The 15,671-nt window shown below is 71.4% G+C and carries 11 protein-coding genes; 3 read left to right on the plus strand and 8 right to left on the minus strand.

Going from position 1 to position 15,671, the window contains the following annotated elements; genetic code table 11:
• Nucleotides 1–5 precede the first annotated feature (5 nt).
• The 7 genes from ACZ3II_RS14225 to ACZ3II_RS14255 form a co-directional block, all read right to left on the minus strand.
• Nucleotides 6–6,989, minus strand: a complete 6,984-nt coding sequence (locus tag ACZ3II_RS14225; RefSeq protein ID WP_465518061.1) for a Calx-beta domain-containing protein — start codon at nt 6,987–6,989, stop codon at nt 6–8.
• A gap of 130 nt (nt 6,990–7,119) precedes the next feature.
• Nucleotides 7,120–7,737, minus strand: coding sequence for a response regulator (locus tag ACZ3II_RS14230; RefSeq protein ID WP_465518062.1), 618 nt, complete (start codon nt 7,735–7,737; stop codon nt 7,120–7,122).
• A complete protein-coding gene (locus tag ACZ3II_RS14235) occupies nt 7,734–8,870 on the minus strand; it encodes a sensor histidine kinase (protein WP_465518063.1) in 1,137 nt (378 codons plus the stop codon). Before ACZ3II_RS14235 ends, ACZ3II_RS14230 begins: the two co-directional genes overlap by 4 nt.
• Complete coding sequence (locus ACZ3II_RS14240) at nt 8,867–9,655, minus strand: ABC transporter permease (protein ID WP_465518064.1); 789 nt, start codon at nt 9,653–9,655, stop codon at nt 8,867–8,869. Before ACZ3II_RS14240 ends, ACZ3II_RS14235 begins: the two co-directional genes overlap by 4 nt.
• The gene (locus ACZ3II_RS14245) at nt 9,652–10,488 is read right to left on the minus strand and encodes an ABC transporter ATP-binding protein (RefSeq protein WP_465518065.1); all 837 of its coding nucleotides are present in this window, start codon (nt 10,486–10,488) and stop codon (nt 9,652–9,654) included. The genes ACZ3II_RS14240 and ACZ3II_RS14245 overlap by 4 nt, the downstream gene beginning before the upstream one ends.
• A gap of 134 nt (nt 10,489–10,622) precedes the next feature.
• The gene (locus ACZ3II_RS14250) at nt 10,623–11,378 is read right to left on the minus strand and encodes an ABC transporter permease (protein ID WP_465518066.1); all 756 of its coding nucleotides are present in this window, start codon (nt 11,376–11,378) and stop codon (nt 10,623–10,625) included.
• On the minus strand, nt 11,375–12,316 hold the full coding sequence (locus tag ACZ3II_RS14255; RefSeq protein WP_465518067.1) for an ABC transporter ATP-binding protein: 942 nt from the start codon (nt 12,314–12,316) through the stop codon (nt 11,375–11,377). The genes ACZ3II_RS14250 and ACZ3II_RS14255 overlap by 4 nt, the downstream gene beginning before the upstream one ends.
• 142 nt (nt 12,317–12,458) lie before the next feature.
• On the opposite strand from ACZ3II_RS14255, the gene rnhA reads away from it, so the two are divergent.
• Nucleotides 12,459–12,959, plus strand: a complete 501-nt coding sequence (gene rnhA / locus ACZ3II_RS14260) for a ribonuclease HI (RefSeq protein ID WP_465518068.1) — start codon at nt 12,459–12,461, stop codon at nt 12,957–12,959.
• On the opposite strand, the gene ACZ3II_RS14265 is transcribed toward rnhA, so the two are convergent.
• A complete protein-coding gene (locus ACZ3II_RS14265) occupies nt 12,902–13,210 on the minus strand; it encodes a hypothetical protein (RefSeq protein ID WP_465518069.1) in 309 nt (102 codons plus the stop codon). The genes rnhA and ACZ3II_RS14265 overlap by 58 nt on opposite strands.
• Nucleotides 13,211–13,307: 97 nt before the next feature.
• Here ACZ3II_RS14265 and ACZ3II_RS14270 point away from each other — a divergent pair, with 97 nt between their 5' ends.
• On the plus strand, nt 13,308–14,573 hold the full coding sequence (locus ACZ3II_RS14270) for an ABC transporter substrate-binding protein (RefSeq protein WP_465518070.1): 1,266 nt from the start codon (nt 13,308–13,310) through the stop codon (nt 14,571–14,573).
• Nucleotides 14,574–14,662: 89 nt separating this feature from the next.
• Complete coding sequence (locus ACZ3II_RS14275; protein ID WP_465518071.1) at nt 14,663–15,622, plus strand: DNA polymerase domain-containing protein; 960 nt, start codon at nt 14,663–14,665, stop codon at nt 15,620–15,622.
• The last annotated feature ends 49 nt before the right edge of the window (nt 15,623–15,671 follow it).

Here is a 15,671-nt window from a genome sequence, read left to right on the forward strand (position 1 = left end):
GAGGGTCACTTCACCTTGACCGTGCGGGCCGCCGAGGTGCCGGCGAGGATGCCCAGCGACGGCGTCGCCGTGATCACCGCCCGGAAGACCGCGTTGCCGCCGGAGGTCAGGCCCCGAACGGTGGTGGCGAACCGGCCCTTCGGCCCGAGGCGGCCGTCGTCGACCTCGCGCCACTCGCCGCGGATCTGCCGCTGCACCCGTACCGTCTGGCCGCCCTCGTCCGGGTCTCCGGCGACGGTGACGGTGACCTGGCCGCGCGCGTTCGAGACGGCGGTCAGGGTGGGTTCCTGACGGACCTGCACGGTACGGACCGGCGAGCTGAGACCGGCCGCACGGGTCTGGAACCGTACCCCGATGCCGATGTTGGGTTCCAAGGAGTAGGCGCCGTTGTCGTCGGCGACGGTGGAGCCGATCACCTTGAACGCGCCACCGGAGGCGCCGCCGGCGCTCAGCAGCTCCACCTTCGCCCCGGCTCCCGCCACGCCCTGCAGGAGGGGCCGTCCCGCGCCGACGATGGAGGCGGGGGCCGTCAGGGTCGGCGCCTTGGGCTTGTCGTCGTCGGTGATCGTGATCGTGCCGGGCCCACCGGTCACGGACACCCCGGCCGGGCCGGGGGCGCCGAGCCTGACGGTGAAACTCTGGTCCTTCTCGTCGCGGGTGTCGTTGATCAGCGGCACCCGGACCGTCGCGGATCCGGAGAGTGGATCGATCGTGACGGTTCCGGTGGATCTGCGATAGTCCTCCCCGGCGTCCGCCGTGCCGTCCACCGTCTGCCAGGGCACCGTGACGGCCCGCTCGGTCGAGACGGCGCCACCCCGGAAACCGAGAGTCACCGGCACCTCCACCGCCGTGTCGTCCTCGCCGGCGGACACATCGCCGATCGAGACCGTCGGCGGCTGGTCCGCGGGGTCATCGGTGATCGTGAAGGTGAGGACACCGCCGCCGAAGGAGACCTCGGCCGTCTCGTCGTCCTCGTCGATGTCGTCGTCGGAGAACCGGATCGTGCCCAGGGTGACCCTGCTGCCGCTCGGCGTGCCGGCCGGGATGACGAAACCGTCACCGATGTCGTAGTCGGCAGGCTCGGCGTCCTCGCCGGCCACCCGGACGATGGGCTTGTGCTCGACGACGAGCTTGCGTTTCTCACCGCGCTTGATCCGTACGACGGCTTGGGTACGCACCGCCGGAGCCGCCGCCGCGGCAGCCGTCGCACCACCGATGAGGAAGTCCCGCTGGGCCGTCCCGGTGACCGTGCCGGCCACCTCGAAGGCGCCGCCCTCGGGGACCGTGGCGGTGGTCTGGGCGAGTGTGACGGTGGGTTCCGGGTCGTCGTCGGTGATGGTCAGGGTGCTTCGCTGGGCGGGACCCGACGCGTCCAGTTCCCCGGCCGCGAGGGACACCGTCGCCACGGCGGTCTCGTCACCCTCGTACAGGGCGTCCTGCCGGATCGGCACGGTGACCACCGCGCTCGACTGGCCTTCGGGTATCCGTACCGTGGTCGTGGGTTTGTCGAGGTCATCGGGCACGCCGGCGGTTCCGGCCTCGATCGCGACGTCGAAGTCGACGTCTCCGAGCGCCGGCTCACTGAGCCTGATCTCGACGCCTGCCGCGCCGCCCGCCTCTCCCGCGGTCACGTCGCCGCTGACGGTGAACGACGGCCGGGGCGCGTTCGCGTCGTCGTCGGTGACGACGACACCGCTGAGGCCGCCGTTGACCACGGCGCCTTCCGGTGCGGCGGACAGCAGGCGTACGTAGAACGTCTCCGCGTTCTCGGCGCGGCGGTCGTCGACGATGGGCACCCGGATGACGCCGTTACGCTGCCCGGCCGGGATGACGAGCGTGTTGCCGTCGAGCGGGGGCTGGAAGTCGGTGTGGTCGGCGGTCTCGGCGAAGGTGTCGAAGGAGACCGATACCGATTGTTCGGTGCTCGTCGTGTTGTTGCCGCCGGTGAAGTCGAGGGTGACGGGCACTTCGGCGACACCCTGGTTCTCGGCGACCGTCACGGGGTCGATGGAGACCGCGGGCGGCAGGTCCCGTGGATCGTCGGTGATCGTGTAGCGGCCCTCGACCGGGGAACCGGGAGCGGTGACGCTCTCCAGGACGGCCTTGACGGTCTCGCTCGGCTCGTCGACGGTGTCGCTGTTCAGCACGATCGAGTGCAGGGTCACCGGGCCGGTGCTGCCGCCGGGCAGTGTGACGTCGACGGTGTCGCCGGCGAAGTCCTCGACCTCGGCGGCGTCGGCGCCGTTCGCGGCGTCACCGTTGAGGCGCAGCAGGTAGCCGATCGGGTCCTCGGCGACCCCGGACGGGGTGGCGACCACGTCGACGGCGGCGCCCTCGGCCCCGGACGCGGCGTCGTTCAGGGTGATCGTGGGCACGGGGTCGTCGTCGGTGATGGTCAGCGCGACCTTCTGCGGGTCGCCGGTGGCGGCGGTCTCACCCGAGGCCACATAGACCTTGAGTTCGGCGGCCTCCTCCGTCTCGTAGACGTCGTCGTCGACGATCGGCACGCTGATCGTGCCGCTCTGCTGGCCTTTCAGGATGCGCAGCGTGCCGTTCGGCGTGGTGAAGTCGTCGCCGCCCGGCACCCCGGCCGCGCGGCGGGCGGCGCCGTCGGCGGCGTCGACGGTGAAGTCGACGTCCTCGACGGCAGGCGCGTCGAGCCGGACGGTGAACTCGGCGGCGCCGGGCTGCCCCTCGGCCGCTGTGACGCTCGGCGTCACCGTAAAGGTGTGCGCGGGTCCCGCCTCGTTGATGGTCACCGTGGTCGAGGAGGCGGCGCCGGACGCGGCGTTGACGGCGTTGCCGACGTTCACGGTGAAGGTCTCGCCCGGGTCCGCGAGCTGGTCGGACAGGACCGGCACGGTGATGTTCCGCGTCGTCACACCGGGGGCGAACGTCACCTGGCCCGACGTCGGGTCGTAGTCGTCGCCGGCGGAGGCCGAGCCCGGGCTGAGGGTGAAGTCCGCGGTGACCGTCTTCTCGGTCGAGGTGGCCGTGTTGCCGATCGGCCCCTCGAAGTCGAGGTCGACCGGGATCGTCGCGGTCCCGTTCTCGTTCGCGGTCACCGCCGACGGGGTGTAGATGTCGGGCGCCAGGTGCGTGGAGAAGTCCTGGATCGTGCCGAACCCGGCCACGGGCGCGGAGCCCTCCAGCGTCACACCGACCTTGATCGTCTCGTCGAACTCGTCGGCGGTCCCCTGGTCCAGGTCGATGGTGCCCAGGTCGAGGGTCCGGGTGCCGGGCGCCAGGTCGCCGTAGGAGGTCAGGTTGGTGGCGTCGAAGTCGTCGGGCTCGGCGGGATCGCTCGACCCGTCCGAGCCGCCCGCCGCGGTGGCCCGCCAGACGATGGGTGCCTGCGAGTCTCCGGTGACGGTGGCCGAGACGGCGACGCCGAGGGACCCCTCGGCCTTCGTGAACGGGTTCACGGTGATCGTCGGCGGGTCGTCGTCGTTGGCCAGGGTCAGCGTGCCGGACCGCCCCGCGCCGACCACGTTGACGTCGCCCTCCCGCGGGTCGACGGAGATCGGCGCGGTCTCCTCCCCCTCCAGGACCGCGTCGCCGTTGATCGTCACGTCGAACGTCTTCGAGGTCTCGCCTTCGTCGAGGACCACCGTCGGCGGCACGGTGTAGTCGGCGCCGCCGACCGTGCCGCCGGCCTGGACCGCGGTTCCGGCACCGCCGGCGACGTCGAGCGTCGTGGTGGCGAGGGCCGGGCTGCTCAGCTTCACCGTGAAGGTGGCCGTGCCGGAGCTGTCGCCCTCGGGCTGGGAGACGCTGCTGACCGAGACGATGCTCGGCGCGCCGTCGTCGTCGATCAGGGTGAAGGAGTGCTCGCCGAGACCCGAGGCCTGCAGCCCGACCAGGTTCGAGAGCCTGATCTTGAAGGCCTCACCGGCGCCCTCGTCGTCCGTGTCGCCGTGGACCGAGAGGATGATCTGCTTCTTCGTCTCGTTCGGCGCGAAGACGAGTGTGCCGGCCGAGAGGTCGATGTCCTCGCCGCCGAGGGTGGTGTCGTCGAGGATCTCGTAGTCGACCCGGACCTCCGCGTCGACAGCGATGTTGAGGGTCACGTCGAAGAGCTGTTCACGACCTCCGGAGCTGCCTTCGAGGAGCTCACCGACCGGGGCCAGGGTGACGGCCGCGTCGACGATCTTGCCGGTGGCGGTCGCCGTGCCCGCCACCGCGCCGCCCGCGTCGCTCAGCTCCAGGGTGACGGTCTCCGGGTCGTTCTCCGCCGTGCCGTCGACCTTGGTGGCCACCTCGACGGTCTCGGCGGTGTCGCCGGGCGCGAAGGTCACCTCCTTGCCGGTCAGCGCCGTGTAGTCGTCGTCCGGCACGGCAGTACCGCCGGTTGTGCCGACCGTCACCGTGACCGGCCCGGCGCTCGGCTCACTGAGTGTCACCGGAAACTTCAGGACACCCCCTTCCGGTACGGCCACCGCGTCCCCGACATCCACAGTCGGGGCCGGGACGTCGTCGTCGGCGATGGCGAAGGTGTGCTCACGGTCGCCGAGGATCGTGTCACTGAGACTCGTGAGGACGATGGTGAACGTCTCGGCGGGGTCCTCGTGGACGGTGTCCCCACGGATCTGCACGGCGATCCGTGCCGACGTCTGCCCCGCCGCGATCGTGACCGGCGTGGTGGTCAACTCGTCGAAGTCCTCACCGGCGGTGGCGGTGCCCGCGACGACCTTGTACTCGAAGGTCAGGTCGGCGCCGAGCGGCTTGTTCAGGGTGAGGTCGAAGTACTCGGTGGAGTCACCCTCGTCGACGGCGCCGTCCGAGGTCACGGTGAGCACCGGGTCGACGATCAGGCCTTCGGAGCGCTCGTTGCCCAGAGAGAGGCCCCCCGGATCAAGGATCTTCAGGTAGACCGTCTCGCCCTCGCCCTCGGTCAGCGAGTCCGCCTGCGTCGGCACCTTCACGACAGCTGTCGACTCCCCGGTCAGGAAGTCCACCTGCTCCACGACCGCCTCGTAGTCGGGGCCGGCGCTGGCGGTGTTGTCCGAGGTGGCGACCTGCACCGTGACCGGGTCCGGTGCCGGCTCGGAGAGGGTGAGCGGGAACTCGAGCACGCCGCTCTCGGCGACGGCTGCCGCATCCCCGACGCTCACGGACGGGATGGACTCGGCGATCGTCACCGTCGACATGTCGTCGCTGATCGTGGCGTTCAGCGGGTTCGACAGGGTGACCGTGAAGGTCTCGCTGCCCTCCTCGTCCTGGTCGGCTGCCGTCGGCACCATCGCCCAGAAGACGTCGTCCTTCGGGAGGGTTCCGCTGCTCTCCGTGAAGTCGGTGCCCTGGTCAGCCGTACCCGAAGAGGTCTGGAAGTCGACCTCGACCTGTTTCTCGGAGGAGGTGGCCGTGTTGCCCTCGTACTGGAAGTCCCACACGGGCGGCACCTTGGCCGTATCACCCTCCAGCACCCTGGCGTCCATCGCCCTGAGCTGGGGTGGCAGGTGACTCGGATCGTCGTGGACGACGCCGAACTCGCTGGCCACCCCGACACCTGCCACGTCGACGGAGAACTTGACGTGCTCGTCGTGTTCGTCGGCGCTGCCGAGCGGCACGTCGAGGAAGCCCAGATCGATCGTGGTGGCGTCGGACGCGAGGCTTCCGGCGAGCTCGAGGCCGGTCTTGTCGATGTCGTCGCCGGAGATCGGATAGCGCTCGTTGGTCATGTCGGGGCCGACCTCGGCGGTCCAGTCCAGGGGCCCTTCGAAGGAGCCCGACACGCTGAACCGGACGGGGACGTCCTCGGCCGCCTCGTTCGCCTCGAAGCCGTCGAAGGCGATCGTCGGCTTGGGGTCGTCGTCGTTGACCGTGATCGTCACGGACTCACTGGCATCGTCGATGTTGGGCGCCTGTCCACCCGACATGACGAGCTTGATCTCCTCGGTCTGCTCGAAGACCGCATCATCCTTGATCACTACGTCGAAGGTGGCGGTGTCCGACATGGCCGGGATCGTGACCGTCTCGGGGACTTCGAAGTCGTCCTGGCCGACCGGGATCGGGTCGTCCCCGAACAGCGTGGCGGTCTTGGCGGTGCCACCGGCGACGTCATCCACCGACACGACGCCGTCGGCCGCCACCTTGCCGGTCAGTGTGACCGTGACCGTCGCCATCTCGTCGTCGTCCTCGGTCACCGGCCCGTCGACGGTCACTGACGCGATCGCCGGGAGCGGCTCGTCCTCCGGGTACGGGAAGGACTCCGTGCCCAGTCCCCTGACCCCGACGCCGCCGCCGACGAAGCTCAGGAGAGTGACGTCGATCTGCCGGTCCGCCCTCTCGTAGAGGTCGTCGCCGACGATGGCGATGTCGACGCGCCTCGTCGTCACCCCCGCCGGGATCTCCAGCAGCGTGTTCTCCGCGCCGCCGGAGGTGGAGCTGTTGGAGGCGATCGAGTATCTGACGGACGTGTCGTTCTGGAAGCCGACGTTGAGGTTGATGTCGAAGGACTGAGTGCGGAGACCGTTACCTTCGGTGATCTCGCCGACCGGCTCCACCGAGAACACCGCGTCGAGGACCTTCCCGGTGGCGATGGCCGGTCCCGGCGACGCGTCACCGAAGTCGGTGATCTCCAGCTCGACCGTCTCGGCCGTGTCCGGATCGGTGCTCTCGTCCTCGTTGTCGGGCGTGGTCTGAACATCGACGTACTTGGTGAGTGGATCATCCGCCGGCTCGAACGTCAGAGGCTGGTTCAGCAGCGCCGAGAAGTCACCCGCGCCTGCCGTGCCGTTCTGCGTCGTGGAGAGCTGAAGGGTGAGCGTCGCGTCCGGAGCCTCGGCGAGTGTCACCGGGAATCGGAGCACATCACCCTCCGCGACCGGCTCGGGCGTGCCGATGGTCACCGACGGCGACGGCGCCGCGGGGACGGCGTACGCGGTGCCCGGGGTGAAGCCGACCGCTGCGACCACGGTCAGCGACACGAACGCGTGGAGGCGGCCGGGCGCCCACAGCCGGAACGGGACTTCGTGATCAACGCGCATGGTGGCGGCTCCTCCGGCATTCGCCAGCGGTGGGAGGGATGACCGGCGCGCGTCGGCCGTACGGTGCAGGCGGGCGCATCGCCCCCGCTATTTAACCGCCGAAAAAGTCTGTTATGAGGAGAATTCAGCTTTACAGGAGGCCGTGCCGCATCGCCGTGGTAACCGCTGCCGTCCGGTCCGCGACGTCCAGCTTGTTGAAGACCCGCAGCAGGTGCGTCTTGACCGTGGCCTCGCTGATGAACAGGCGCTTGCCGATCTCCGCGTTGGTCGCCCCGCCGGCCACCAGGCGGAGCACCTCGGTCTCCCGCGCCGACAGGGCCGGCGGGGCCGGGCTGCGCACCTGCCGCACCAGCGTCGACGCGACACTCGGCGCGAGCACCGTCTCGCCCCGGGCGGCGGCCCGGACGGCGTCGGCCAGCTCGGCCGGGGAGGCGTCCTTGAGCAGGTACCCGGAGGCGCCGGCCTCGATCGCGCGCAGGATGTCCCGGTCCGACTCGTACGTGGTCAGCACCATCACCCGGACGCCCGGGGCGGACGCCAGGATCCGGCCGGTCGCCTCCACACCGTCGCCGCCCGGCATCCGCAGGTCCATCAGCACGATGTCCGGCCGCTCCGCCACCGCCACGGCGACCCCCTCGACACCGGAGGACGCCTCGCCGATCACGGTCAGGTCGGGCTCGGCGTCGAGCATGCCGCGCAGCCCCATCCGTACCACCGGATGATCGTCGACGAGCAGGATGCGGATCACGCGGGGATCTCCAGTTCGATCATGGTGCCGGTGGCGGGGTCGCTGCGCACGGTCAGGACGCCGTCGACCTGCTCGGCGCGGGACCGCATGCCGGCCAGACCGTAACCGTCGGCCGCGGCCGGCTCGAAACCGCGGCCGTCGTCGCGCACGACCAGGCGTACCGAGGCCGGCATGTAGGCGAGGACCACCCCGGCCTCCCGCGCCCCGGCGTGCCGGCGCACGTTGGTGAGCGCCTCCTGGGCGGCCCGCAGCAGCACCACCTCGACCCGGGTCGGCAGCTCACGGACGTCGCCGGTGATCCGGACCGGGGCGGGCACCCCCGCCTCCTCGGTGAACCGGGAAGCGTGGCGGCGTACCGCCTCAGGCAGTGACGCGGAAGCCAGGGCCGTCGGTGAGAGAGCCGCGATCAGGGCCCGGGATTCCGCCAGATTCTCCCGTGCGGTACGCACGGCCAGCGCCAGCCGCTCGTCGCGCAACGCCGGATCGGCGGCCTGGACCAGCGTGATGATGCTGGTGAAGCCCTGCGCGAGGGTGTCGTGGATCTCGCCGGCCAGCCGGGCCCGCTCGGCGGCCACCCCGGCCTCGTGGGACAGCCGCGCCACCTCGGCCCGGTTGGCCTCCAGCTCGGCGATGAGCTGGGCGCGCTGCTCGCTCTGCTCGGCCATCCGGGTGATCCAGATGCCGATGCAGATGCCGGCGGCCGTGGAGATCGCCGCGATCATGACGTCGAGCATGATGCCGACCGGGTTGTACCAGAGTTCCAGCGCGACCGGGACCAGGTTGGCGAGCACCACCAGCACGACCGCCCGGCGCAGCGGCACCAGCATGAAGAGGACCGGGATGACGGCGAACATCAGCCAGGTGGTGAGCTGCACCGCGGCGACGGCGACGGCGAACAGCGCCAGGAACACGAGGGCCACCCGCTGCGCCGGGGCGCCCTGCTCGTCACGGGACAGGAGCGGCCGGGCGGCGGTCAGGTACAGCACGGTCATGCCGGCGACGGCGCCGAGCGCGACCGCCCGGGCCGCCGGGGTGGGACCGTCCACCAGGAGCGTCGCGGCCGCGATGGCGACCGCGACGACCAGGAAGTACAGCTCCCACAACCGGATCGAGGGAGACTCCGTTGTGCTCATTTGTCGCGGCTGCTCCACCGGAACGTCACCAGGCACAGCACCAATCCGATCACACACCACGCGCCGAGCACCATGGCGACCGTGCCGAGCGCCCAGGTGCCGCCGATCTCCTGCACCTTCGCCTCGTCGGGCAGGAACACGTACCGGAAGCCCTGCGCCATCCAGCGGACCGGGAAGATCGAGGCGACCTTCTCCAGCCAGTCCGGGAGCTGGCTCATCGGGTGGATGAACACACCGGACACGAACTGCAGCGCGACCACCGGCACGTTCAGGATGGCGCCGGCGTTGCGGGCGTTCTTGACCAGGCCGCTCACCGCGATGCCGAGCATCGAGCAGCCGATCACCGAGAGCAGGAAGATCCAGGCGAAGGTCAGCCAGTGCTGCGCGTCGCTCGGCAGCGGCATGTCGAACACCAGGACACCGACGCCGATCAGCACGGCGGCCTCGGCGATGCTCAGGGCGAGGACCAGAAGACCCTTGCCGATGAGGTACGCGGCCGCGGGCATCGGCGTACCCCGGAGGCGTTTGAGCGTCCCGTCCTCCCGGTCCATCGCCAGCCCGGACCCCATCGTCACGAACGCCGTGTTCAGGATGCCGTAGGCGATCATGCTGGCCGTGAAGATCCGGCTGACCGACACCCCCTCCTCGGTGGACTCGCTGCCGAAGATGGTCCCGAACAGCAGCAGGAGCAGCGCCGGGAAGAAGAACGTGAAGATCACCGCGGTCCGGTCCCGCAGGAACTGCAGCACCTCCACGTGACCACGGCTCAGGCTGACGGCGATCATCGGGCGGCTCCGATCAGGCTCAGGTACGTGTCTTCGAGAGTGGGCCGGGTGACCGTCAGGGTGGTCAGGTCGGCGCCGTCGTGCACCAGCCGCCGGATCAGCTCGGTCGGGTCGGCGACCTGCTCGGTACGGGCCGTCCCGTTCTCGATCCAGCTGACCCGGGCCTCGGCCCCGGACCGTCCGCCCAGCGTGGCCGGGGTGCCCTCGGCGACGATCCGGCCGGCCGCGACCACCGCGAGCCGGTCCGCGAGGGCCTCCGCCTCGTCCAGGTAGTGGGTGGTCAGCACGATCGTGGTGCCGTCGGCGGCCAGGGTGCGGATCAGGTCCCAGAACTGCCGGCGCGCCTCCGGGTCGAACCCGGTGGTCGGCTCGTCGAGGAAGAGCAGTTCGGGCCGGCCGACGATGCCGAGGGCCACGTCGACGCGGCGGCGCTGGCCACCGGAGAGGGTACGGATCTTGCTGTTGCGTTTGGCGGTCAGCCCGACCCGCTCGATCACCTCGTCCGGCTTGCGCGGGTCCGGGTAGAACCCGGCGATGTGCCGGACCATCTCGAACACCGTCAGGTCGGCGGCGTCCGCGGCGTCCTGGAGCACGATCCCGATCCGGGCCCGCCACGCCGACCGCGCCTTGCCCGGGTCCTCGCCGAGCACCCGCACGTCACCGGCGGTCCGGCGGCGGTGTCCCTCCAGGATCTCCACAGTGGTGGTCTTGCCGGCGCCGTTCGGGCCGAGCAGGGAGAAGATCTCGCCGCGGGCGACGACGAGGTCGATGCCCGCGACCGCGTCCCGCCCGCCGTATGTCTTACGAAGTCCGGTTACCTCGATGGCTTCCATGCATCAGATCCTGCTCCGTCCACAGCGACGGAGGGACGACCGCGCGGCTGTCACCGGTTGTCCACCGATCGGTGGACACGAGCCCGGTGTGTGGAGTTGGGGCGCGCATAGCGCCCCAACTCCACACACGAGATTTACTCCCAGCGGAACTTGCGGGCGGCCAGGGCCGGCCACACGATCGCCCAGGCGGCCAGGGCCAGCCAGATGCCGGCCGGAACCGAGCCGCCGTGCATCAGCGTCGCCCGCAGCGCCTCGGCGTGCGCGGCCAGCGGCAACAGGAACCAGCCCGCGACGCCCAGGTCGGGCGCGCCGAACATGATCCCGCCGACCGACAGCATCAGCACGTAGATCAGGGTGGCCGCGCCGGTGGTCGTCTCCGGTTTGAGCACACTGGCCAGCAGCAGCGCCAGGCCGCTGTAACCGGCGACGGCCAGCACCGTCACGCCGAGCGCGGGCAGCACCGCGCCGGCCTCCGGCCGCCAGCCGACGGCCAGCCCGACCAGGGCCAGCACCAGCACCTGCACGACGATCTGGGCCCCGATCGCGGCGGTCTTGGCAAGCAGCAGGCCGGGCCGGGTCAACGGCGAGGCGCCGAGCCTTTTGAGTACGCCGTAACTGCGCTCGTACCCCGTGGTGATGGCCTGGCCGGTGAACGCCGTCGACATGACGGTCAGCGCCAGGACGCCGGGCACGACGTACCCCAGGCGGTCATCGGTGGGCAGGTTCGTCACGTCGAACAGGCCGGCGCCGAGCAGCACCAGCAGCGGCACGCCCATCGCGAGCACCACTGCCTCACCGCGGCGGGCCGTCAGCAGCAGCTCCATCCGGATCTGGCTGGCGAGGATCGCGCGCATCGGGGCCCGCCCCGGCGCGGGGGCGAAGGTGCTCACTGGGCGGCTCCCACCGGGGTCTGCGTGGTCAGGGACAGGTAGACGTCCTCGAGGGTGCGGCGGCGGGTGTTCACCGCTGTCACGTCGGCGCCGGCGCGGGCGAACCAGGCCAGCACCGCGGCCAGCCCGGCGGTGTCCAGGGCGCCGGAGATCGCGTACTGCCCGGGGGCGGTCTCGGCGGCGGTCCAGCGGGCGCCCAGCCCGGTCAGGTCCAGGCCCGGATCGGCGCGCAGCTCGAGCACCTCGATCGCGGCGGCGGAGGTCAGCTCGGCCGGGGTGCCGGTCGCCGCGACCCGCCCGGCCCGCATGATCACCACGTCGTCGGCGAGCCGTTCGGCCTCGTCCAGCAGATGCGTGGTGAGCAGCACCGACACGCCGTCGGCGCGGAGCTCCTCGATCAGCTGCCAGGTGGTGTGCCGGGCCTCGGTGTCCATGCCGGCGGTGGGCTCGTCCAGGAAGACCAGCTCGGGCCGGCCGACCAGGGCGACCGCGAGGCTGAGCCGCTGCTGCTCGCCGCCGGAGAGCCGGCGGAACCGGGTCCGCTCGAACTTCCGCAGGCCGAGCCGGTCCAGCAGCATGTCGGTGTCGAGGGGGTTCGCCGCGAACGAGGCGAACAGCCGCAGGATCTCCCCCGCCGTCGCCCACGGGTAGACGCCGCCGGCCTGCAGCATGATGCCGAGCCGCGGCATCAGCGCGTCGTGGTCGCCGACCGGGTCCAGCCCGAGCACCCGGGCCGAGCCGCCGTCCGGCCGCCGGAAGCCCTCACAGACCTGCAGCAGGCTGGTCTTGCCGGCGCCGTTGTGCCCGAGCAGGGCGAGCACCCGCCCGCGCGGCAGGCGCAGGGACACCCCGCCGACGGCAGTCGTGTCGCCGTAGCGCACCACGACGTCTCTGACCTCGACCGCGGCCGCGTCGCCACCACCCATGAGTCCCGCCATTCGCAGATCCGTCCGCCACCGCCACCATACGGTGGCCGCCGGAAAGCCCGGCCCGGCGGTGCGCGCCGATGGCTTGCCTCACCCCACCGTGCACCCGCTCCGCCCGGCCCGCCTCCTCCCTGAGGCCGTAACCTCTCCGTCCATGGGAGTGGTGCAGATCTACACCGACGGGTCGTGTGCCCCCAACCCCGGGCCGGGCGGGTGGGGCGCCGTGCTGCGCTGGGGGCGCGCGGAGAAGGATCTGTGCGGCGGCGAGGCCGACCCGACCACGAACAACCGGATGGAGCTGATGGCCCCGATCCGGGCCCTGGAGGCGCTGAACCGGGCGCCGCTGACGGTGGAGATCTACACCGACAGCGTGTACGTGCGCAACGGCATCACCCAGTACCTGAAGAACTGGAAGAAGAACGGCTGGATGACCGCGGCCCGGCAGCCGGTGAAGAACGTGGACCTGTGGAAACGGCTCGACGAGGCGGTCCGGAGGCACGAGGTGACCTGGCACTGGGTGAAGGGGCACGCCGGCCATCCGGAGAACGAGCGGGCCGACCGACTCGCCGCCCGCGGCCTGCGCGAGGCGGTCGAGGCTCAGGCTCCGGGGCCGGGCACCCGGGCCCGCGCCACCCGGTCCGCCGACAGCAGATAGGTCGCCGCCTTGACCAGCTCGTCGGGGACCGCGTGCCGGCCCGACGACGGGGCGAGCGCCTCCTTCCCGGCCGCCCGGGCCGCCATGCTGAACACGTCACGGGTCGCCGCGTCGTAACCCTCCCGGTACGCCGCCTCGCGTTCCGGCCCGCTCTCGCGGCGCTGGTGCAGCCGTCCCGCGGCATATCCGGAACAGGCCATCAGGGCGGCGGCCAGAATGACGAGAAGGATGGTGTCGCCCGGTGCGTTCATGCCTCAATGGTGACGAACTAGATAGACAATCAGCTATGGACCGTTCGACGTACCCCCGAAGAATTAACTCGAAGGCTCAACTCACTCTGGGGAAGACATGCGCCGCACCCGACGTGCCCTGACTGCCGTCGTCAGCGCCGCCGCGCTCCTGGTGGCGTCCGCCTGCGGGTCCGGCGGCGACGACGGGTCCCGGGCCACGAAGGTCGAGGTCTTCACCTGGTGGGCCGAGGGCGGCGAGAAGGCCGGGCTGGACGCCCTCGTCGGCCGGTTCACCTCCGGCTGCGCGGGGCAGACGTTCGAGAACGGCGTGGTCGCCGGCGGCGCCGGGATCAACGCCAAGCACGTGCTCGACGCCCGCCTGCAGCAGAACGACCCGCCGGACACGTTCCAGGTGCACGCCGGGGCGGAACTGCTCAGCCGGATCGACTCCGGTCAGGTCGCCGACCTGACCGCCGAGTTCGGCGCGTGGGGCCTGCGGGACGCGCTGCCGGGCGGCCTGGTCGAGAGCCTGACCGTGAACGGCAGGATCTACTCGGTGCCGGCCGGGGTGCACCGGGCCAACGTCGTCTGGGCCAACGACCAGGTCCTCTCCGACGCCGGCATCCTGGCGCCGCCGAAGAGCCTCGCCGAGTTCGCCGGCGACCTGGCGAGGCTGCGCACGGCCGGCGTCGAGTCGCCGCTGGCCCTCGGCCGGGACTGGACCCAGCTCATGCTGCTGGAGGCGGTGCTGCTCAGCGAACTCGGGCCGCAGCGGTTCACCGGGCTGTTCACCGGCGCGACCCCGTGGACCGGCCCGGCCGTCACGAGGGCGATCACGATCTACGGCGCCCTCCTGGCGTACAGCAACCCGGACCGGGACTCCCTGGACTGGCCGGAAGCGCAGCGGCTGCTCATCGACGGCAAGGCCGGTTACCAGCTGATGGGTGACTGGGCGGCGGCCGAGCTGGCGGCGAACAGCTTCTCCGGGTACGACACGTTCGTCTTCCCCGGCAACGGGACGGCCTTCCAGTGGCTGGCCGACTCGTTCACGCTGACCACCGGCGCCGCCAACCCGGACGGCGCGAGATGCTGGCTGCGGACGGTCGCCTCGCCGGAGGGGCAGCAGGCGTTCAACGTACGGAAGGGTTCGATCCCGGCCCGGACCGACGCGCCGACCCACGGGTTCACCGACTATCAGATCGCGGCGGCCGCGGACTGGCGGTCGGGACTGCCGGTGCCGTCCTGCGCCCACGGATCGGCCTGCTCACAGCCCTGGCAGAACGCCGCCAACGCCGCGCTCGGCGCCTTCTCCACCTCCGGTGACGCGTCTGTGCTGCAGAGCGCCCTGGCCGCCGCCGCGAAACAGTTCACCCGCCGGCAGTGAGACTCCGGCTGGTTCTGAGGGCTGTCTCAGCGGCGTTGAGACAGCCCTGACGACCAGCCGGATCGGAACGGAACCGGCAAGATGGGTGCATGGGTGAGGAACGTGACGGCGTACCGCTGACCAATCTGGATCAGGAGCTCTTCCCCGGGGCCGGCGCGACCAAGCGCGACCTGGTCGACTACCTCGACGCGATGAGCGGCCGTCTCCTGCCGGTGCTGCGGGGCCGGCCGCTCTCGGTCATCCGGGTGCTCCGCGGCCAGGACCGGTTCATGCAGAAGAACCTGCCGAAGTACACGCCGGACTGGGTGCCCCGGGCGACGCTCTGGGCGGACTCCTCGCACCGCGAGGTGACCTACCCGCTGGCCGACGACCGGCGCACCCTGTTCTGGCTGGGCAACCAGCGGGCCGTGGAGTACCACCCGGCGCTGACCACCGCCGGGTCCCCGCACCCCACCCACCTGATCATGGATCTGGACCCGCCCGAGGACGGCGGGTTCGCCCTGGCCGTGGCCGGGGCCCGGCTGGTGCGGCAGGCCCTCGCCGACGCCGGGATGTCCGGGGCGGTCAAGACCAGCGGCGCCAAGGGGGTGCACGTCTTCGTGCCGCTCGCCGGCGACCCCGCGCCCGAGGACGTGGCCGCCGCCCAGCGTGCCGTCGCCGCCCGCGCCGAACGCCTCGACCCGGAGCTGGCCACCACCGCGTTCATCCGCGACGACCGGCACGGCAAGGTGTTCCTGGACGCGACCCGGGCCGGCGGGGCGACGGTGGTCGCCGCGTACAGCCCGCGGGCCCGGCCCGGGGTGCCGGTGTCGTTCCCGGTCGCCTGGTCCGGCCTGGACGACGTCACCCCCGCCGACTTCACCGTGCACACCGCGCCCGGCCTGCTCGGCGACCGGGACCCGTGGGCGGAGGACATGCCCGCGCCGCAGAAGCTCGACGCCGGCCTGGTCGCCGAGGGCCACACCATCCCGGTGGCCCGGGTCCAGGCCATGCACGAGGGCAAGCGGCGGGCCCGCGCGCGGCGGGAGGCGGACGGCGGGAAGGGCTAGGGTCGTACATCGAATGGTGTAGGCCCGTAGTCGGGAGGCGTCGATGCGG

The sequence above is a fragment of the Actinoplanes sp. NPDC019969 genome, from assembly GCF_055562375.1.